The sequence below is a fragment of the Acinetobacter sp. TG2027 genome, assembly GCF_000302435.1.
Taxonomy (GTDB): Bacteria; Pseudomonadota; Gammaproteobacteria; order Pseudomonadales; family Moraxellaceae; genus Acinetobacter; species Acinetobacter pittii.
This window is the reverse complement of sequence record NZ_AMJN01000001.1, coordinates 138,907-159,108: the sequence shown is the minus strand read 5'-3', so window position 1 is coordinate 159,108 and position 20,202 is coordinate 138,907. Positions and strand designations below refer to the sequence as shown.

Genomic DNA, 20,202 nt, shown 5'->3' with positions numbered 1-20,202 from the left:
CAACTTATAAAAAAAGCCACCTTACGGTGGCTTTTTCATTTCTTTAATTAGTAAGTGCTATAGTTGCTTTACTACATTTACCTGCCTCAGCTAAATGATATTCACTAATTGCTTTCTGGCCTTGTGTATCATCTACTAATTTCAGGTTGGCTCCACCGACAAAAACACCAGGTTTAATGTACTGCTGTACAAAATAATTTTTCCCAGCTTCAGTTTTAAATTTCAAATGATTTGGAGAAAACTCTGATTCAGTTGAAACTATATGTTCTTGATTACCAGAAACCTCTTTATAAAAGAATATACCACGTGCAGTTTCCCCTAAGCATTCTCCGTCAACCCACACATCTTTTTTCAAAGCACTACCGACTACATTATTAGAACGGTATACATAAATTACCGCATTTCCATTTGTTGGGGTTGTCAGTTGTTTTGCTTGCTGGGCTAATTGTGGATTGGCCTGCGGCACTGATGCACATCCCACAAAAGCAATAGACACCAGAAGTGGTAACCAATATTTAAATTTCATTTTAAGTATCTCTTATTTATGATGATTTAAGTTTTGAGACGCAAATTTACATTAAAAACATATTATTTTAAATAAAAATACTATTCTGACACCTAAAATTTATAATAAAAAAGCCACCTTACGGTGGCTTTTTCAATCTCAAACCGGCAATTATAGTGCGCGGTTTTTGATTTTACGGATAGTTTCAAGCTGTGCAGCGGTTTCTGCCAAGGCAGCCAACGCAGCAGCTGAGTCCAAATCACTCTTTTGGTTTGCAAGCAATTGTTCAGCATTTTTACGTGCTTCTAAAATTGCCGCTTCATCCAAGTTGTCAGCACGGATTGCAGTATCTGCAAGAACCGTTACAACATGAGGTTGAACTTCTAAAACACCGCCAGATACATAGACGATTTCTTCTGTACCATTTTCCAACTGAACACGAATCGGGCCCGGTTGAAGCAAGGTTACAAGTGGAGCATGTCCTGGCAAAATACCAAGCTCACCACCAGCACCTTTCGCGATTAACATCGTTACTGCGCCAGAGTAAATAGACTCTTTAACACTTACGACATCACATTGCATAGTCGCCATGAGATGATCTCCTTAAATTAGAGTTTCTCAGCTTTAGCAATCACTTCGTCAATACCACCAACCATATAGAACGCTTGTTCTGGGATGTGATCGTATTCACCAGCTAATAGACCTTTAAAGCCACGAATCGTTTCTTTAAGCGGTACTAATTTACCAGGAGCACCAGTAAACACTTCAGCTACGTGGAATGGTTGAGAGAAGAAACGTTGGATTTTACGCGCACGGTAAACAACCAATTTATCTTCTTCAGCTAATTCATCCATACCCAAGATTGCGATGATGTCTTTAAGCTCTTTATAACGTTGCAATACGTTTTGGACTGCACGCGCAATTTCATAGTGCTCTTGACCAACAACTAATGGGTCTAACTGACGTGAAGTTGAGTCAAGTGGATCGATCGCTGGATAGATACCAGAAGATGCGATGTCACGGCTCAATACTACTGTTGCATCTAAGTGAGCAAATGTAGTTGCAGGAGATGGATCTGTTAAGTCATCGGCAGGTACATATACTGCTTGGATCGATGTGATCGAACCAGATTTAGTAGATGTAATACGCTCTTGAAGAACACCCATTTCTTCTGCAAGTGTAGGTTGGTAACCTACCGCAGACGGCATACGACCTAACAATGCTGATACTTCAGTACCTGCAAGTGTATAACGGTAGATGTTGTCGACGAATAATAATACGTCACGACCTTTACCATTTTCGTCTTTTTGATCACGGAAGTATTCAGCCATAGTCAAACCAGTTAACGCTACGCGTAAACGGTTACCTGGTGGCTCGTTCATCTGACCGTAGACCATTGCTACTTTGTCAAGAACGTTAGAATCTTTCATTTCGTGATAGAAGTCGTTACCTTCACGAGTACGCTCACCAACACCAGCAAACACAGATAAACCTGAGTGAGCTTTCGCGATGTTGTTGATCAACTCCATCATGTTAACGGTTTTACCAACACCAGCACCACCGAATAGACCAACTTTACCACCTTTTGCGAACGGGCAAAGTAAGTCAATTACTTTAATACCAGTTTCTAAAAGATCAGTAGAAGCTGCTTGTTCAGCATAAGAAGGTGCTTGACGATGAATCGGCAAACGCTCTTCAGTCGCTACCGGACCTGCTTCATCAATTGGGCGACCCAAAACGTCCATAATACGACCAAGCGTAGCTGGACCTACTGGAACAGAAATCGGTGCATTTGTGCTAGTTACATTAAGGCCACGTTTAAGACCTTCTGTAGAACCCATTGCGATGGTACGAACAACACCATCGCCAAGCTGTTGCTGAACTTCTAATGTAGTTTCAGTACCGTCAACTTGGAGAGCGTCATAGATCTTAGGAACGCTATTGCGCTCAAACTCGACGTCGATAACCGCGCCGATGATCTGAATGATACGACCGCTACTCATTGCTGTCTCCTCAATTCAAACTTAATAATGTTAAACGGCAGCGGCACCGCCAACGATCTCGGAAATTTCCTGAGTAATCGCGGCTTGACGCAGCTTGTTGTAAATGAGTTGTAGGTCTTTAATCAATTGTCCTGCGTTGTCTGTCGCTGCTTTCATCGCGACCATACGAGCTGACTGCTCACATGCAACGTTTTCAATCACACCTTGATAAACCATAGACTCGATATAGCGAACCAACAAACCATTTAACAATTCTTCTGCTTCTGGTTCGTAGATATAGTCCCAACCATAAGTACGGTTGAGATCATCGCCTTCTTCTGCTGGTGCTAAAGGAACAAGTTGTTCTACTTTAGGCTGCTGAGTCATTGCATTAACGAAGCCATTTGATACGAGATAGATACGATCTAATTCGCCTTTATCAAATGCATCAAGCATAACTTGGACTGAGCCAGTTAACTGTTCCAAACTCGGCGCATCGCCAAGTTGGGTAGTTGCACCGAGCACTTTACCGCCGTAATTCTTAAAAAACGAAACCGCTTTTTGACCAATTAAAGCAAATTCAACTTCAATTGACTGCTGTTGTTGTGCTTTGACATGCTGCACAACTTTCTTGAACAAGTTAATGTTCAAGCCACCTGCCAAACCACGATCTGAAGACACTACGATATAGCCAACACGCTTAACTGGGCGGTCAACCATATAACGGTGTTTGTATTCAGGGTTTGCTTGTACCAAGTGAGCAATTACACGGCGCATATTATCGGCATACGGACGGCCCTGAGCCATGCGCTCTTGCGCACGACGCATTTTAGAAGCAGCTACCATTTGCATCGCGCGAGTAATCTTTTGCGTGCTCTTGATACTAGCTACTTTGGCGCGAATTTCTTTTAAATTTGCCATACGCTTAACCTAGTATTCGAAAGCTCTTTCGAGCTTCCGAAGGTTGATCCGTGAACCAAACTTAACTAAAACTAAACTTAGTAAGTTTGAGTCGCTTTAAAGCTTTCAATACCTGCTTTGATTGCTGCTTCGATGTCTTTGTTGTAATCACCAGTTTCATCGATTTGTTTCATCAACGGAGCATATTCTGAGCGGAAGTAAGAAATTAACGCAGCATCAAAGTCTACGATTTTCTTAACTTCTACGTCAGCCATGTAGCCTTCGTTAGATGCATAAACAGAAACAGCTTGGTCAGCAATTGAGTAAGGAGCATATTGTTTTTGCTTCATTAACTCAGTTACACGTTGACCATGTTCAAGTTGCTTACGAGTTGCTTCGTCAAGGTCAGAAGCGAACTGAGCAAACGCAGCCAATTCACGGTATTGTGCTAAAGCAGTACGGATACCACCAGACAATTTTTTGATGATCTTAGTTTGAGCAGAACCACCAACACGAGATACAGAGATACCCGCGTTCACAGCAGGACGAATACCTGCGTTGAATAATGATGTTTCTAAGAAGATCTGACCGTCAGTAATCGAAATTACGTTCGTTGGTACGAATGCAGATACGTCACCTGCTTGAGTTTCAATAATTGGCAATGCAGTTAAAGAACCAGTTTGACCAGTTACTGCGCCATTAGTGAATTTCTCAACGTAGTCAGCAGATACACGAGAAGCACGTTCTAGAAGACGTGAGTGAAGATAGAATACGTCACCTGGATACGCTTCACGACCTGGTGGACGACGTAAAAGTAATGAAATTTGACGGTAAGCAACAGCTTGCTTAGACAAATCATCATAAATAATAAGAGCGTCTTCACCGCGGTCACGGAAGTATTCACCCATTGTACAGCCAGAGTACGGAGCTAAGTACTGCATTGCAGCAGGATCAGCAGCCGCAGCAGCGACAACAGTTGTATACGCCATAGCGCCAGTTTCTTCTAGCTTACGTACAACGTTTGCAATTGTTGATTGTTTTTGACCAATCGCAACGTATACACATTTAATGCCAGAGTTTTTCTGAGCGATAATCGCATCGATCGCCATCGCTGTTTTACCAGTTTGACGGTCACCGATGATCAACTCACGTTGGCCACGGCCAACAGGAATCATTGTATCAACTGATTTATAACCAGTTTGAACAGGCTCATCTACAGATTGACGCCAAATTACGCCTGGTGCTACTTTTTCAACAGCATCAGTTAATTTCGCATCAATTGGGCCTTTACCATCAATTGGGTTACCTAAAGCGTCGACAACACGGCCAAGAAGTTCAGGACCAACTGGAACTTCTAATACACGACCTGTACAACGAGCTTTTTGACCTTCTTGAAGGCTTAGGTAGTTACCTAAAACAACGGCACCCACTGAATCCTGTTCTAGGTTCAGTGCCATACCAAATAAGCCGCCGTCGAATTCGATCATTTCACCGTACATTGCATCAGCAAGACCGTGAATGCGCACGATACCGTCGGATACCATAACAATGGTACCTTCGTTTTTAGCGGTCGCGCTGGTGTCCAGATCTCCGATACGCTGTTTAATGAGCGCACTGATCTCGGATGGATTCAGTTGTTGCATTGCGCTATTCCTCAATCTTTTATTAGTTCAGTCTTCATCATTTGCATTATGCAAGAAGACGAGTACGCATTTTTTCAAGCTTGTTAAGCGCAGAATCATCTATCACTTGATCGCCTGCACGAATTACAACACCTGCAATAAGCTCAGGTTTAACTTCAACTGAAACAGTTACTGTACTGTTAAAACGCTTTTCTAAAGCAGATTTCAACAATTGCTCTTGTTCAGCAGTTAACGGGAAAGCCGATTCAATCACGACATCCACATTGTTGTTATTCTGTGATTTAAGCTGTTCATATTCTGCTTCAATTTCAGGTAACAGCATTAAACGATCGTTATCTGCAAGAAGTGTCAAAAAGTTAGACACTGCTTGAGATTGATCTTCACCTAAAACTTTAGCAAAAAGCTTCACTTGCTCCGCAGGAGTAAGTTCAGGGCGATTTAAATAAGCGGAAAATGCTTCGTCTTGCACCGCAGCACTGAGCACTTGTAACGCATTCGACCAATTGTCTGTTGCACCTTGCTCAGAAGCATAAGCAAATGCTGCTTTGGCATACGGACGTGCCAACGTCAAGAGTTCAGCCATAATTCGCCTCGCTTAAAGTTTAGCAGCCAGCTGAGACAGCATGGCGTTATGAGCTTCTGCATCAACTTGCTGGTTCAGGATTTTTTCTGCACCAGTTACTGCCAAAGCAGCTACTTGTTGACGTAATTCTTCGCGAGCAGAATTGATTTCTTGATCAACAGCTTCTTTAGCCTGTTGACGAATACGCTCACCTTCAGCCGCAGCTTGAGTACGAGCTTCTTCGATCAATTGCGCTGCACGACGGTTCGCTTGTTCGATCAATTGAGCCGCTTGTGCTTTAGCTGCATCAAGTTCTTGCTTAACTTGCGCTTGTGCATCGGCAAGGTCAGCTTTCGCTTTTTCTGCTGCATTTAAGCCATCAGCGATTTTACGCTGACGCTCACTAATCGCATTGATTAGTGGTGGCCAAACAAACTTCATGCAGAATGCAACAAAGAATGCAAACGCAATCGCTTGACCAATCAATGTGAGGTTGATATTCATTGCAATTCCTCAAATAGTGGATTTAGGAATTAAGATGATTAACCTACAAATGGATTAGCGAAGATGAAGAACAAGCCAATACCAACACCGATCATAGGCACAGCATCAAGAAGACCCGCGATTAAGAACATACGAGTTTGAAGTTGTGGAGCCAATTCTGGTTGACGAGCAACAGCTTCTAAAAAGCGACCACCCAAAAGACCAAAACCAATCGCAGTACCCAAAGCACCGAAAGCGATCAAGATAGCAGATGCAATTGCAACTAGACCTAAAGTGAGTTCCATGAAAAATTCCTCAGAGGTTAGGTTATTACCAAATTAAATTAAAAAAATTCAGCCCAACCATCATTTGATAGTTAGGCAATACCATTAATGTTTTTCGCTTGCCATGCTCAAGTAAACGATGGTAAGCATCATAAAGATGAATGCCTGCAACGTGATTACAAGAATGTGGAAGATCGCCCAAGGCACAGACAACGCCCATTGAATCCAGAACGGCAATAAAGCAATTAGGATAAAGATCAACTCACCGGCATACATGTTACCGAATAGTCGGAGAGCTAATGAAATCGGACGAGCAAGGAATGTTACCAATTCCAAAATCAAGTTCACTGGAATAAGCAACGCTTTTGCAACTGGATTACTTGGGTTAAATGGGTTAAGTGCCAACTCGCCAACGAAACCACCAACACCCTTTTCGCGGATGCTGTAGAACAAGATAAGTACAAATACAGATAAAGACATACCTAAAGTAATGTTTGGATCTGTAGATGGAACGATCTTGAAGTAAACGTGGTGAGGGTCCATACCAAATACGTTTGCACCTACAAACGCTGCAACTTGAGGAATCCAGTCAACTGGGATCAAGTCCATTAAGTTCATGAGGAAAATCCACACGAAAATAGTGAGTGCGAGCGGAGCGATTAAACGTGATTTGCCATGAAAAGTATCACGGACACTTGAGTCAACAAACTCAATGATCATTTCGATTGCTGACTGGAATTTTGTTGGAACACCTGCATTTGCAGCTTTCGCAACGATCCAGAACATCAAACAGAAAATCACACCAAGGCCAATTGACCAACCCATTGAATCCAAGTGAATTGCAGTGAACCCCATCGAATGAGCTTCTTCAGCAGTCTCAGCCAATTTCCATGTACCGTCTGGCATTTTGCCATAGGTCATATTGGTCAAGTGATGCTTGATATACTCTGTCGAAGTGAGGGCATGTTCTTCAGCAGCCATAAATCACACCTGGTCAATGTCAATTACTAAAAAGAAGGGAAACGAACATCGGCGTACTGTCGATATCTCGCAACCCTCCAAAAAATCTTCAATTCTTCTTGTTTCTACACCCGTTTTTGTAGACGTGACACCCAAAACGGAGCGACCCACGACATTGCCTGAACGAGAATAAAACCAAACAGCAATGCTAACGGTGATAAAGGTTTAACATTGCTCAAAATCAAAATAAATCCAACGATCATGATTGCAAATTTGCCTAACATGCCCCTATACATGTTAGACAGCACTTGTTTTGATGCTCGTGCACCTGCTGTTCTGAAGGATTGCCACGAAAAATAACCCGTAGCAAGCCAGCAGACCAACGCACCAAGTGCCGCACTTAATGCTGCTGTCATGTCTTTTATGCTCCACGCCACAAGTGCGGAAACAGGGATCATACATGCTTGTAAGAAGACCAAAGCTTTTGCTAATCGTCGGTCAATCAAGCGACTAGTTTGGCTCATTATTTATCCACTCACAGCATAAATGCTTGACAAGTTTAGCTGATGATCGCTTTTAATCGCAGGCATTATAGAGTTACACCCCTGAACATGCAATCTTTTCCCGACTTTAGTCGGGGTTTTTCATGACAGGTGGTGCTGACGCTACAGTCAGCCTTTGTTTACTTTTTATCTTACTTTTGCGTACTTAATACACATTTATCTGTTTTTATAGCCAGTTTCTTCCATGCAGTGACGAAATCATCCTCATTATTCATGCTCTCGTCTACTGGTTGAAAAGTAATGTTACCTAATTTTTGATATTGACTCTTAGTGGTAAAACTCTCTGCCAACAAACACATCTGATTTTTTGGTCGACTATCATTAAGATACTTAATTTGAGCTGCTGTTGGTGCAACATGAGGATCATCTGTTAAAGCACCAGCGAACTTTAAGTTTAGTGAGCGTTCTAAATATTGATAGGCATCATGATATGCCCAATATGGTTTGCCATTACTTGAACTATCGTAAGCTTGTGCTGCCTGGAACATTTTACGAGCAAACACATTGGCGTTATTCCAATACTTTGCCTTATTTTCAGGGTGTTGCTGTGAGCGCAAAGCAGCAATAAAGAAACCAATTCGAACTGCATTGTTGGGCTCTAACCACACATGTGTATCTACCGTATTAGGTAAAGCTGCACCGCGTGTACTTCGCTGAGGTAAAACAGAAACAATGCCACTATCTAATAGTGCAATCGCCTTCTTATTATTACCTAATAATTTATTTAAGGGCGCTTCATGCGCTTTACCCAACCAAATCACCAAAGACGCATCATTTATTGCTTTACGATGCGCTGGAGTTAATTGTACGTCATGCCCCGTTTGTCCCTTTAATAAGAGTTGCGGTTCTTCAACCCCTTGTGTGACCTCTTTTGCAATCAGATAAATCGGGTGTGTAGAAACCACCAAACCCTGACTCCACCCTAACGTACTCAAAAGTGAGAACATACTGAAAACAAAAAAACGGAACATGACAGACCATCAATTTAAATTAGCTTGAAGCATGTTATAATATAACAAAGTTACAAAAATACCTAAGATTAATCGAATGAAGCATCGCTTCATGCTAATATTCCGTTAAAAATTCGAGGCTATCCCTATGAGTTCCTGCTCGCATGAACATCATGATTCTTTGCATGGTGTGCATGATCACCATAATGTCGCAAGCCGTTTAGCTGAAGCAGAAAGTTTATGTTCTGCGACTGGCGCACGCCTTACACCTTTGCGCAAAGAAGTTCTGGAACTCATTTTAAATGCATCGGGTCCAATGGGTGCCTATGACTTATTGGCACGTATAAAAAGTCAAACCGATCGCCCTGCTGCGCCTCCAACTGTATATAGAACTTTAGATTTCTTATTAGAAAAAGGCCTCATTCACCGCCTAACTTCTATTAATGCGTATATTCCTTGCTGCCACCCGCGTGAAGGCCATCAAGCAGCATTCCTGATTTGTACCGAATGTCATATGGTTAAAGAAGCTTCTTCTCAAGGCCTCACACACCAGCTTGACCAGCTTGCAGCTTCAGATGACTTCGTGGCTCAACACAGCATTATTGAAATTTCGGGGAAATGCCAACAGTGCCGCACAACTCCTTAAATCCTGTATTAATTCAGCTTGAGCAGGTTTCTGTTCATCGTGATGATCGGGATATATTAAAGAAAGTTGATTTTGCCCTACATCAAAATGAAATTGTGTCTTTAATTGGACCCAATGGTGCAGGCAAATCAACACTGATTAAAGTTCTACTCGGTATTCTTCAGCCAAGTAGCGGGCGTGTTATTAATCATAAAAAACTTAAAATGGCTTATGTGCCACAAAAGTTTAATCCTTCACACAGCCTTCCTTTACGTGTTCAGGACCTTCTTGATTTAGAAAAATGCAGCCCTGCCCTGCGTCAGGAAATTATTCAAGACACAGGTATTTCAAAGTTACAACAATCAAAAGTACAACAACTTTCAGGTGGAGAACGCCAAAGAGTACTATTGGCTCGTGCACTGCTTCGTCAGCCAGATATTTTAGTTCTTGATGAACCCATGCAAGGCCTAGATATTCAGTCAGAAGCAGAACTTTATGATTATGTTCGTAGCCTACCAAAACGATATGGTTGCGCGATATTAATTGTTTCTCATGACTTACAATGGGTGATGCAAGGAACACACCGTGTGGTGTGTTTAAATAAACATATTTGCTGTAGCGGGCTGCCCGAAAATATCCAACAACATCCTGAATATCAGGCAATATTTGGAACTCAAAGGGTTTTCTATCAACATCATCATGACCATTGTGCTCACGGTGATGCTGCACACCCCTGCCCTCATAATGACCGTCCTCATATTCACCCAGAACCGGAAGCTTAAGCCATGATGGAATGGTTACAATTATTGTTACCCGCATGGATTATGGGATCTCTGCTAGTATTTTTAACTGCACCTCTGGGTTGTTTAATGCTTTGGAGACGCATGTCTTTTTTTGCTGACACGATGGCGCACGGAACACTACTTGGGGTTGCTATTGCGGGAGCTTTAAGTCTTCCATTATGGCTTGGTGTTGCAGGTACAGCGGTTTTACTGGTAGGCGTTTTATGGGCTTTACATGACAACCGTTTACCCAATGATGCTCTGCTAGCCTTATGTTCAGCAACATTACTCTGTAGTGGCCTGTTGTTTATTCAACATGTTCCAAGTTTAAGACCCGAGCTTTTAAGTTATTTGTTTGGCGATTTACTTAGTATTGATTGGCCAGATCTTCCTGTTTTCACTTTAATTATTGCAATATCACTCGCAATTCTTTACCGCTTTTGGCAGCCACAAATACAGTTTGCAATTGATCCAGATATCGCAATTAGTGAAGGGGTGAATGCAAACTGGCAACGCCTTATTTTTATGCTGTTATTAGCTTTATTTACAGTTTTAGCTTTGCGTGCTGTAGGTTCTTTGCTAATGGGTGCATTACTAGTAATACCAGCTTTAAGCGCTCGTCTATTGGCAAACTCACCAAAGCAAATGGTTATTTGGGCATTCGTGTTAGCCCAGCTTGGTGTTAGTGTCGGCTTATGGTCAAGTGCAGCACTTAATATCTCTACAGGTCTTAGTATTGTTTTATGTATGGCATTAAGTTTTGCCGTTATTTTTATAACTCAAAAACTAAAAAATCAGACACAGGCGTCCTAAACTAGGCCGCCTGATGCACTGTGCTCAATAATAAAGCCGCACAGCTAAACATCACAGCAAAGCCCCGATTTAAATATTTTTGCTGTCTAGGGGATCGAAGTAATCTTAAAACCTTGGATGCCAGCCCCGTATATCCAGCCATTACAATCAAATCGATCGTAATCATAGTAGCCGCCATAATTAGATATTGTATCCATTGAGGCTTACTTAAATCTAAGAACTGCGGTAAAACCGCCAATAAAAATACGATTGCTTTAGGATTGCTAATATTAACCACAAAACCATTTAATAGCAGAGCTAAAGCAGACTTATCTCTTTTTTCTTGTTGAATTTCTATATCTTTTATAGGTGCTTTCCACTGCAGATAGGCCAAATACAATAAATAAGCTACGCCAAACCACTTAACGGCCTGAAAAGCTAAAGGAGTCGTTGCAAATAAGACCCCGACACCTGCGGCCACCACCATAATTTGAAGCACTAAGGCAACTTGCAAACCGATTGCATTCCAGTAACCATGTCTAAATCCATAGTTTAGACCACTCGACATTGAGGCAATAGCTCCCGCACCCGGAGAGATACTAATGACCCAACAGGCCAACATATAGGCAAACCAAACTTGCAAAGACATAGTAAAAATAGACAATAAAAGTGGAATTATACTGTTTTATAAAACTATCTTGATGAGAATTCAAACAATAAAATCAAGAAATAGACTACTAACCGCTCTTCGCATCAGGCACAATAATTAAAGCTCATACTAAATTATAATTGAGGAGATACCTTCCAATGACTGCTCAATCTGTCATTTTGCCGTTGCCATCAGATCATGCCCGATTTATTGTTCTTCGTTTAAAAGACTTATCAATTGATGAATTAAAAGAACAACTCGAAGCGTTGTTTGAAACACGCGACCGTCTCATTACTCAGCATTCAGACGCGCAAATTAAAACAGCAGTCGCTTTTGGTCCAGAACTTTGGAAGCAACTTTACAGTCAATCTCCTGCTGGCTTTAAACAACTTGAACCAGAAAACGGCGCATTCAACATGCCAGCTGTTCCCGCTGATGTCCTCATCCATATTGCTAGTATGCGTTCTGATATTTGTTTTGCATTAAGCCAAGCATTTTTTGAAGGTATTAAAGATAAAGTTGAAGTTCTTGATGAGCGTGTTTGCTTCCGTTATTTCGATGGTCGCGATATTACTGGCTTTATAGATGGTACTGAAAACCCTCAATTTCCAGATGACCGCGCGGAAACAGCCCTACTCCCAGAAAGTGCTGGAGTATTTGCAGATGGTAGTTTCATATTTGCACAGCGCTATGCACACGACTTAGAAAAATGGAAAAAACTAAAAGTTGATGCTCAAGAAAATGTCATGGGTCGTACTAAGCTTGAGTCAATTGAACTTGATGATGACGTTAAACCAGAAAATGCCCATGTTGCCCGTACTGTCGTTGAAGATGACGAAGGCGAAGAAATGGAAATCTTGCGTCATAGTCTGCCTTATGGCGACGGTCGAGGCGATCAAGGCTTATTCTTCATTGCTTATACTAAAGACCTGAGCATTATTGATGCCATGTTAAAGCGTATGTTTGGTACAAGTGGAGATGGTATCCATGATCGCTTATTGCATTTCGTGACTCCACTTGATGGCGCATATTACTTTGCACCTAGCGAAGAATTGCTAGAAGAAGTTTTAGAAGACTAAAATAAAAAAGAGGAGCTTAAGCTCCTCTTTTTACGTTCTCAACCTTAGAAAGGAATACGCTTATATTTGCGGTATTCAGGTTTCCAGAATGATTGATCTATTTTTTGCTGTAGTAAGTCATCACTAATCGTTACAGCCACGCCATCTGCCATGGCAGCTTTCGCAACTTCAAATGCAATCACTTTAGAGACTTGCTGAATTTCCCCTAAAGGTGGTAATAAATCAGCTTGCGGATCTTTTAGTAGAGGTGAGCAATTCGCTAAAGCACTACTTGAAGCCATTAACATATTTTCAGTAACGCGTTTAGCACCCGATGCCACCACACCCAGCCCAATGCCTGGGAAAATGTACGAGTTATTACACTGAGAAATATTATAAAGTTTGCCGTGATGATTCACAGGAGCAAACGGACTACCTGTTGCGATTAACGCTCTACCTTCAGTCCACTCCACAATATCTGCTGGCACAGCTTCAACACGTGAAGTTGGGTTAGACAATGGCATGACAATTGAGCGCTCACAATTCGCCGCCATGGTTTTGATAATCTCTTCTGTGAACAGACCCGGTTGACCAGAAACCCCAATTAACACTGTAGGCTTAGCATTTTTAACAACATCAAGTAGTGAAATCACTTCTTCAATATTGCCCCACTGATCAACCACCTCAGCTTTTTGCGCCAATTTGCGTTGGAAGTCCAATAAGTTCGGCTGATTTTCGGTAATCAAACCAAAACGATCCACCATATAAACGCGTGCACGGGCTTCAGAATCAGTCAAACCTTCAGCAACCATTTGTGCAACAATTTGTTCCGCAATACCGCATCCCGCAGAGCCCGCGCCTAAGAAAGCAATTGTTTGATCTTTTAATTGCTTGCCTGCTGCACGACTTGCAGCAATCAAACTACCTACAGATACCGCTGCTGTTCCTTGAATATCATCGTTAAAACAACAAATTTTATCTCGATACTTTTCTAAAAGTGGCATCGCATTTTTTTGTGCGAAATCTTCAAACTGAATTAACGCTTTTGGCCAACGACGCTTTACAGCCTCAATCACCATATCGACAAATGCGTAATATTCATCGCCACTAATACGTGGCTGACGCCAACCCATATAGATCGGATCATTTAACAGTTGTGGATTGTTCGTCCCTACATCAATTGTGATTGGTAATGTATAAGCTGGACTAATCCCACCACAAGCGGTGTAAAGCGAAAGTTTTCCAATAGGAATCCCCATTCCGCCAATACCTTGGTCACCAAGACCTAGGATACGTTCTCCATCAGTAATGACGATCACTTTTACATTATTTTTATTTACGTTTTGCAAAATATCATCAATCACATCACGATCTGGATATGAAATAAAAACACCACGATGACGACGATAGATATCGGAGAAACGCTGACATGCTTCACCCACTGTTGGGGTATAAATAATCGGCATCATTTCTTCAAGATGATTTTCGATTAAATGATAGAACAAGGTTTCGTTGGTATCTTGGATATTACGCAAATAGATATGTCGATTGATATCATCAGTAAAAGCGCAATATTGCTGATAAGAGCGCTGGCTCTGCTCTTCAATAGTTTCAATAATATGGGGGAGTAAACCGTGTAAGTTAAAGTTACTTCTTTCTTCTTCAGTGAAAGCCGAACCTTTATTTAAGAGTGGTAACTCTAAAAGTGTAAAACCTGCATATGGAATATAAAGGGGATGTTTACTTGGGTGTCCTGATATCATTGCCTATCTCATTTTCCAGCTTAGAGTAGAGAAAAACACGTTTTGTATGGTCTCTAAAACTCTTTGTGCGTATAAGCTTAAGCCTAATTCGATCAAAATAGATATTTTAAACCGTGATGTTAAAATTAAACACTATTTAGTTACAACATGTTTAAAAATAATTAATAGAAATCAGTATTTTAATATTTTTATAATTTTAAAAACCTCTTTTATTTTCTCAATTTTAAAAGCCATAATTATATGAGTTAGTGGCAACAGGTATTTCCTCAGGAAATATTATTAAATTAAACACTTAATTTACTCATCAAAACTACCCAAAAGGCTTGTAATTCTTTATTTTCAGAATAGTAAGGCGATTCATCAACCAACATTCATTTAAAAAATAATCATCAGTAATTTGCATAAAGAATTATTGGAATATTAAATCCCCTCCCCTAAGTCATCGGAAATTTGCTATATTTGACGTTTTTCTGCGACATCTATTTTCGATTGATATGAATACGGCAATACAAGCAGCTCTCGACCATGCAGTGCAAACTCTTCAACAAGAAGGGGTGCTTCCTTCCGACTGGAAAAACACAAGCAATTTAACACGCACCAAAGACCGAAGCCATGGCGACTTTGCTTCTAATATTGCCATGATCGGCTCGAAAGCTGCTGGTATGAAACCACGTGATTTAGCTGAGAAAGTTCTAGCTGCATTACCAGAAGTGGCAGATATCAGTAAAGCTGAAATCGCAGGCCCCGGATTTATTAACTTCTTTTTAAATGCAGATCAGCGTTTTGCTATTCTTGATCAAATTCAAGCACAAAAAGAAATTTTTGGTCGTAGCCAAGCAAATGCAGCGAAAAAGATTCAAGTCGAATTTGTTTCTGCAAACCCTACGTCTAGCCTACACGTAGGTCATGGACGTGGTGCGGCATACGGTATGACTGTTGCTAATTTACTTGAAGCAACGGGTGCTAAAGTTGACCGTGAGTACTACGTGAATGATGCTGGCCGTCAAATGGATATTTTGGCGACTTCTACTTATTTACGTTATTTGGAACTACTTGGACAAAACCTTGTATTCCCTAAAAATGCATATCAAGGCGATTACGTTAAAGAAATCGCACAAGGCATTATTGATAAAGATGGCGATGCTTACGTTCGTGAAGTTGCGAATGTTTATAAAGATGTACCAGAAGATGTGCAATATGCTGAAGAGCTAGATAGCGAAGGCAACAAAGTTGTGTTATCTGGTGATAAAGAAAAGCATATTGATGGCCTTATTGCCAACTCACAACAATTATTGGGTGAAGGTTACCGCGTATTCCACCAAGCTGCTCTTCATGCCATTTTAGATGACATTAAAGATGACCTTGCTGACTTTGGTGTAACGTTCAACCAATGGTTTAGTGAAGCATCTCTTAGTGCAAAAATTGATGAAGCTTTAGAAACACTTGATCAACGTGGCTTCCTTTATGAAAAAGATGGCAACATCTGGTTCAAGTCGACTGAATTTGGTGATGAAAAAGACCGTGTTGTTAAGCGTCGTAATGGCCAAACGACTTACTTTGCATCTGACATTGCATACCACTTAAATAAACTACAACGTGGTTATACTGACCTAATCGATATTTGGGGTTCTGACCACCATGGCTATATTTCTCGCGTAAAAGCGGCGATTGATGCAATGGGTTACGACTCTAAGAAGTTGACTGTTCTTTTAGTTCAGTTCGTAAGTTTATGGCGTGGCGGCGAGATGGTTCAAATGTCTTCTCGTTCAGGTCAATTCGTGACTTTACGTGACTTACGTAAAGAAGTGGGCAATGACGCAGCTCGTTTCTACTACGTAATGCGTAAGAGTGAACAACACATCGACTTTGACCTTGACCTTGCTGTTTCACAAAGTAAAGACAATGCTGTGTACTATATTCAATATGCACACGCACGTATTTGTCGTATGTTAGAAAAAGCAGTAAGCACAGATTTACAATTCGATGTAAACGCTGCTCGTCCACATGCAGCTCGCTTGTCTCTTGATGCAGAAACTGAGATTCTTGCTAAACTGGCAGCATACCCAGACGCGGTATTACGTGCTGCAAATGCATATGAACCTCATCAGGTTGGTAACTACTTAAAAGAGTTAGCTGCCCTGTTCCATGGTTGGTACAATGAACATAAAGTATTAAGCGATGATGCAGAGCTTACACAAGCCCGTTTATTGCTTTCAATCAATGTACAACAAGTACTTCGTAATGGTTTAGAATTACTTGGTGTATCTGCACCAGAATCTATGTAATAAATATATTGCATGACAGCAAATTAAAGGTCATGCAATATATAGTAAGGGGTGGTTTGTATAGTTAAAATATCAATACAGACCACTGTTTTTAGCATCGTAAGACGAGACTCAAACTCGAATTAAAAACAATCAAAATACAGAGGAATAATCCACGTGTTTGGCAAAACGCAACGCGGTGTATCTGAAAGACCTAATAAGCCTAAAAAGCCCCTAATTCCCAAATGGTTAGGGACACTTGTCGCTATTTTGGCGGTCTTATGTATCGTTGTAATGCTTATGCTTTGGAAACCTTGGCAACCTGTTCCTGCGAAAAATCAGATTACCTCTGAACATTATCAAGAAGAAGATACTAATAAAGACTATCGCTTCTACGACCTATTGCCTCAACAACAGGTTACCCCTATTCCTGAACAAGCGATCCCTGAAAGCAAAAATCAAGGCACTGCTATGATTGTTGAGGCACCAAGTACCACTCAACCAGCTGCCTCTGAAAGTGTAGGAATTGACCCGAATCAGTCAGCTACAACTCCTCAGCAACCTACATATATTTTACAAGTTCGTAGTTATAATGATCCTGATCAGGCTGATGCCCGCCGTGCAGAAATCATTTTAAATGGCTTGTCTGCTGATGTAGTCAAAAGTACTGAAAACGGACAAACATGGTATCGTGTTATTTCTGGACCGTATGATACTCAAGATGCTGCTTTGGCTGCTCAGCAGACCTTACAACACAGTGGTATTGATTCTATCGTGATCAAACGCAAGTAAAGTAAAAATAGAAAAGGAACAAATATTTGTTCCTTTTCTTTTAAATATCAGCACAATTCCTTTCATTGGAACCAATTCCCCTTTTTTTCGCTTTTTGAAACGCCACCCTTCGCCGAATACGATGTAAAAAAGCCTGAATATGAGGATATTTACCTTGCAAACGCGTTTGCAAAGCCTCTAAAGGAAAACTCATTTGAATATCAGCAAAGGAAAAGTCACCTGCAAAATATTCATGCTCTGCCAAATAGTTTTCTAAAAAACTAATATGATCTTTCATACGTGGGCGAACAAAATTTGCCTTCACCCCTTCCGTGATTTTTTTAGCTACTGGCTGAATTAACCATGGCACATGCTTATTTACACTATTCATGACTAAAGTCATGACTAATAACGGCATAAGTGAACCTTCTGCATAGTGCATCCAATAAATATACTGCTGTAAATCTTGTGGCTCTGTAGGTTTAAATTGTTGCTTCTGATCATAACGCTGCTGTAAATATTCTAAAATCACAGCTGATTCTGCGATGACTTGTTCATCATCAGTCAAAATCGGAGCTTTACCTAAAGGATGAATACATTTCAATGTTTCTGGAGCAGAATAGTTAGGTAGGCGTTGGTAATAATGAATATCATAATCTAAGCCCAACTCTTCTAAAGCCCATAAAATTCGAAACGATCGCGAACATTCCAGGTGGTGTACACTAATCATGTTATTGCCTGCTTTTATTTTTCTTTTTACATAAAAAACAGCATGTGAACATGCTGTTTTATTCCATTTGTGGGATGGATATAAAATCATCCACCTCAACAAAATAGCATTTTTATACTGTAACAAGCACAGTATGAATGTCTAAACTACGTAACAAAGTTTTAGTGACTGGGGTTTTACCGCATACCGCTAAGATTTTTTGTTGAAGCTCTTCGTTTGGCAAGTCTTTAAAAACAATACGACGTTCTATATGTTCTTCATGTTCTCTATTGGTATGAAAATCGATTTCAACCGAAAACTCACCAAAATCATAACCCTTATGCTTTGCGTACATTCTTAAAGTAATGAGCGTACACGCGGCTAAACTTCCAGTGAGCAAATCATATGGCGCTGGGCCTTGATCTTGCCCTTCTAACTTTTCTGGCTCATCACAAAAATATTGGTGACGACCACTGGTGATTTCGCCCTTCCATTGTTCAGCAAGGGGCTTTGCTTTACTGCTTGCGATTACTGCTGTCATTTTGATGCTCTCATTTGATCTGGAAGAACAGGGGCTTCTAAACGTGCACCAACATAATCTGGGATTTCACCAAAACGTGCATCATGGCTAATCCATTGCTCACGGGCTTCTTTTAAATCATCCATTGTACGTGCAACAAAGTTCCACCAGAGTAAAATTGGTGTTTCAAACGGTTCACCGCCAATCAAAAGAATACGGTTACCTTTTTTTACTTCAATCTCAATTTCACTAAGACCCGTATCTAATACCACCATGTTGTCAGCAGTTAACTCATGGCCATTTACATGAGCACTACCCTCAAGCGCCATAAAACCATATTCATAATTAGGATTTAATGGAATGCGGGTTTTCGTATCTTCGGTAGCAATGAGGTCAACACCCACTAACGGTGTATGTACAACTACTGGAGAAGTAGTTGCCAAATATTCACCCACAAGCACGGTAAACTCTAGACCGTCTTTCTCAACAACAGGCAGTTCAGGATAATGTTCAAATTTCGGATCCATGTTGCGCTTAGCATCTGGTAAGGCAATCCAGAGCTGAGCAGCGTGCATTTGAGTTTCTGTATCAGGTGCAACTTCTGTATGTGAAATTCCGTGACCTGCCGTCATTAAATTAACTTGTTTAGGTCGAATCAGTTGTTTTGAGCCTAGACTATCGGTATGCATCATGGTGCCTTCAATCATCCACGTGAAGGTTTGCAAACCAATATGAGGATGAGGACCAACATCTAAACCATCACCCGCCGGAAAAGTGACTGGGCCCGCATGATCTAGGAAACACCACGCACCAATCATTCGTTTTTGTCGGCTAGGTAAAGCCCGCTTAATGACTGTCCCCTGTCCAATTTCAGCAGAGCGAATTGGAAATTCCTGAATAAACTGATTGGCAAATTTTTCGCAATCCTTTGAATCAGAAATATCGTAATCATTATTATTGCTCATGATATTACTCTCTTTTACCTATGCTTTTGCAATGAGTCGTTGTAATGATCTTAACAATACACTCATTATTCAATATAGTCTTTTAGTAATACACAGGGTGCTATGAATGAGACAATCATTTGTTAATTACATAACATTAAAGCTGCATTGAGCAGCTTAAGATGATTGAGTTTTAACGAGCTGTTTCAGGTTTTTCATAAATTGACCAAATTGTGGGAGAAACTCTTGAAATAGTGGGTGGTCACGGTTTTCAAGCATAACCTCACTAAAAAGTTTTAGCCCAACTCCAAAAGATTTTGTTGTTTCATCATCAAAAAAATCTGCTTTTTTTAAGCGTTCAACAATTTCAAAAATATCGTCATGATTTCCCGCATAGAACTCAAGGCGTTCAGTATAAGTAGAGGCCTCTCCTTTTGCATTTTTTAAGTGTTGTACCGTGACATGATATTGATGTTGTTTCATATATAAATTC

23 protein-coding genes are annotated in these 20,202 nt (G+C 40.7%); 6 read left to right on the top strand and 17 right to left on the bottom strand.

What is annotated here, in order from left to right:
- Positions 1-43: 43 nt before the first annotated feature.
- The 11 genes from B806_RS0100760 to B806_RS0100710 form a co-directional block, all read right to left on the bottom strand.
- Positions 44-526: a DUF2846 domain-containing protein gene (locus tag B806_RS0100760; RefSeq protein WP_017387376.1), complete on the bottom strand. Its 483-nt coding sequence runs from the start codon at positions 524-526 to the stop codon at positions 44-46.
- 150 nt (positions 527-676) lie between these two features.
- Positions 677-1,096 carry a F0F1 ATP synthase subunit epsilon gene (locus B806_RS0100755; protein WP_002114076.1) on the bottom strand — a complete coding sequence of 140 codons (420 nt, stop codon included), beginning with the start codon at positions 1,094-1,096 and terminating at the stop codon, positions 677-679.
- A 17-nt stretch (positions 1,097-1,113) separates the two neighbouring features.
- A complete protein-coding gene (gene atpD, locus B806_RS0100750; RefSeq protein WP_002114045.1) occupies positions 1,114-2,508 on the bottom strand; it encodes a F0F1 ATP synthase subunit beta in 1,395 nt (464 codons plus the stop codon).
- A 30-nt stretch (positions 2,509-2,538) separates the two neighbouring features.
- Positions 2,539-3,408: a F0F1 ATP synthase subunit gamma gene (atpG, locus tag B806_RS0100745; RefSeq protein WP_002114131.1), complete on the bottom strand. Its 870-nt coding sequence runs from the start codon at positions 3,406-3,408 to the stop codon at positions 2,539-2,541.
- A gap of 77 nt (positions 3,409-3,485) precedes the next feature.
- Entirely contained in the window at positions 3,486-5,030 is a 1,545-nt protein-coding gene (gene atpA / locus B806_RS0100740) for a F0F1 ATP synthase subunit alpha (RefSeq protein ID WP_002114049.1), read from the bottom strand.
- Positions 5,031-5,076: 46 nt separating this feature from the next.
- The gene (locus B806_RS0100735) at positions 5,077-5,613 is read right to left on the bottom strand and encodes a F0F1 ATP synthase subunit delta (RefSeq protein WP_002114070.1); all 537 of its coding nucleotides are present in this window, start codon (positions 5,611-5,613) and stop codon (positions 5,077-5,079) included.
- Between the two features lie 12 nt (positions 5,614-5,625).
- Positions 5,626-6,096, bottom strand: coding sequence for a F0F1 ATP synthase subunit B (locus B806_RS0100730; protein ID WP_001024691.1), 471 nt, complete (start codon positions 6,094-6,096; stop codon positions 5,626-5,628).
- Between the two features lie 38 nt (positions 6,097-6,134).
- Positions 6,135-6,380, bottom strand: coding sequence for a F0F1 ATP synthase subunit C (atpE, locus tag B806_RS0100725; RefSeq protein WP_000424060.1), 246 nt, complete (start codon positions 6,378-6,380; stop codon positions 6,135-6,137).
- Between the two features lie 84 nt (positions 6,381-6,464).
- Positions 6,465-7,340 (bottom strand): F0F1 ATP synthase subunit A, encoded by an 876-nt coding sequence (atpB, locus tag B806_RS0100720; RefSeq protein WP_002114072.1) that lies wholly within the window; start codon positions 7,338-7,340, stop codon positions 6,465-6,467.
- Between the two features lie 104 nt (positions 7,341-7,444).
- Positions 7,445-7,843 carry an ATP synthase subunit I gene (locus B806_RS0100715; protein ID WP_005072004.1) on the bottom strand — a complete coding sequence of 133 codons (399 nt, stop codon included), beginning with the start codon at positions 7,841-7,843 and terminating at the stop codon, positions 7,445-7,447.
- Positions 7,844-8,013: 170 nt separating this feature from the next.
- Entirely contained in the window at positions 8,014-8,853 is an 840-nt protein-coding gene (locus B806_RS0100710) for a zinc ABC transporter substrate-binding protein (RefSeq protein ID WP_002114115.1), read from the bottom strand.
- A gap of 127 nt (positions 8,854-8,980) precedes the next feature.
- Here B806_RS0100710 and B806_RS0100705 point away from each other — a divergent pair, with 127 nt between their 5' ends.
- The 3 genes from B806_RS0100705 to znuB are packed head-to-tail and all read left to right on the top strand — an operon-like array spanning position 8,981 to position 11,052.
- Positions 8,981-9,478 carry a transcriptional repressor gene (locus B806_RS0100705; RefSeq protein ID WP_002114130.1) on the top strand — a complete coding sequence of 166 codons (498 nt, stop codon included), beginning with the start codon at positions 8,981-8,983 and terminating at the stop codon, positions 9,476-9,478.
- Positions 9,451-10,239 carry a zinc ABC transporter ATP-binding protein ZnuC gene (gene znuC / locus B806_RS0100700; RefSeq protein WP_017387377.1) on the top strand — a complete coding sequence of 263 codons (789 nt, stop codon included), beginning with the start codon at positions 9,451-9,453 and terminating at the stop codon, positions 10,237-10,239. Before B806_RS0100705 ends, znuC begins: the two co-directional genes overlap by 28 nt.
- A 3-nt stretch (positions 10,240-10,242) precedes the next feature.
- Positions 10,243-11,052: a zinc ABC transporter permease subunit ZnuB gene (gene znuB / locus B806_RS0100695; RefSeq protein ID WP_017401863.1), complete on the top strand. Its 810-nt coding sequence runs from the start codon at positions 10,243-10,245 to the stop codon at positions 11,050-11,052.
- A gap of 1 nt (position 11,053) precedes the next feature.
- Here znuB and B806_RS0100690 read toward each other — a convergent pair whose 3' ends face one another.
- Positions 11,054-11,680 carry a LysE family transporter gene (locus B806_RS0100690; RefSeq protein ID WP_025466064.1) on the bottom strand — a complete coding sequence of 209 codons (627 nt, stop codon included), beginning with the start codon at positions 11,678-11,680 and terminating at the stop codon, positions 11,054-11,056.
- Positions 11,681-11,838: 158 nt separating this feature from the next.
- On the opposite strand from B806_RS0100690, the gene B806_RS0100685 reads away from it, so the two are divergent.
- Positions 11,839-12,759 carry a Dyp-type peroxidase gene (locus B806_RS0100685; protein ID WP_014208122.1) on the top strand — a complete coding sequence of 307 codons (921 nt, stop codon included), beginning with the start codon at positions 11,839-11,841 and terminating at the stop codon, positions 12,757-12,759.
- Between the two features lie 44 nt (positions 12,760-12,803).
- Here the strand turns inward: B806_RS0100685 and B806_RS0100680 are convergent, their stop codons facing one another.
- A complete protein-coding gene (locus tag B806_RS0100680; protein WP_017402500.1) occupies positions 12,804-14,501 on the bottom strand; it encodes an NAD-dependent malic enzyme in 1,698 nt (565 codons plus the stop codon).
- A gap of 494 nt (positions 14,502-14,995) precedes the next feature.
- Here B806_RS0100680 and argS point away from each other — a divergent pair, with 494 nt between their 5' ends.
- A complete protein-coding gene (gene argS, locus B806_RS0100675) occupies positions 14,996-16,786 on the top strand; it encodes an arginine--tRNA ligase (protein ID WP_017387379.1) in 1,791 nt (596 codons plus the stop codon).
- A gap of 156 nt (positions 16,787-16,942) precedes the next feature.
- Entirely contained in the window at positions 16,943-17,557 is a 615-nt protein-coding gene (locus B806_RS0100670; RefSeq protein ID WP_017387380.1) for an SPOR domain-containing protein, read from the top strand.
- A gap of 40 nt (positions 17,558-17,597) precedes the next feature.
- Here the strand turns inward: B806_RS0100670 and B806_RS0100665 are convergent, their stop codons facing one another.
- From B806_RS0100665 to B806_RS0100650, 4 genes are all read right to left on the bottom strand, one after another.
- Positions 17,598-18,266 (bottom strand): glutathione S-transferase, encoded by a 669-nt coding sequence (locus B806_RS0100665; protein ID WP_025466065.1) that lies wholly within the window; start codon positions 18,264-18,266, stop codon positions 17,598-17,600.
- 112 nt (positions 18,267-18,378) lie between these two features.
- Positions 18,379-18,786: an OsmC family protein gene (locus B806_RS0100660; RefSeq protein WP_014208118.1), complete on the bottom strand. Its 408-nt coding sequence runs from the start codon at positions 18,784-18,786 to the stop codon at positions 18,379-18,381.
- On the bottom strand, positions 18,783-19,730 hold the full coding sequence (locus B806_RS0100655; protein ID WP_017387382.1) for a pirin family protein: 948 nt from the start codon (positions 19,728-19,730) through the stop codon (positions 18,783-18,785). Before B806_RS0100655 ends, B806_RS0100660 begins: the two co-directional genes overlap by 4 nt.
- A gap of 156 nt (positions 19,731-19,886) precedes the next feature.
- Positions 19,887-20,192 (bottom strand): DUF3861 domain-containing protein, encoded by a 306-nt coding sequence (locus tag B806_RS0100650; RefSeq protein WP_002114086.1) that lies wholly within the window; start codon positions 20,190-20,192, stop codon positions 19,887-19,889.
- Positions 20,193-20,202: the final 10 nt, after the last annotated feature.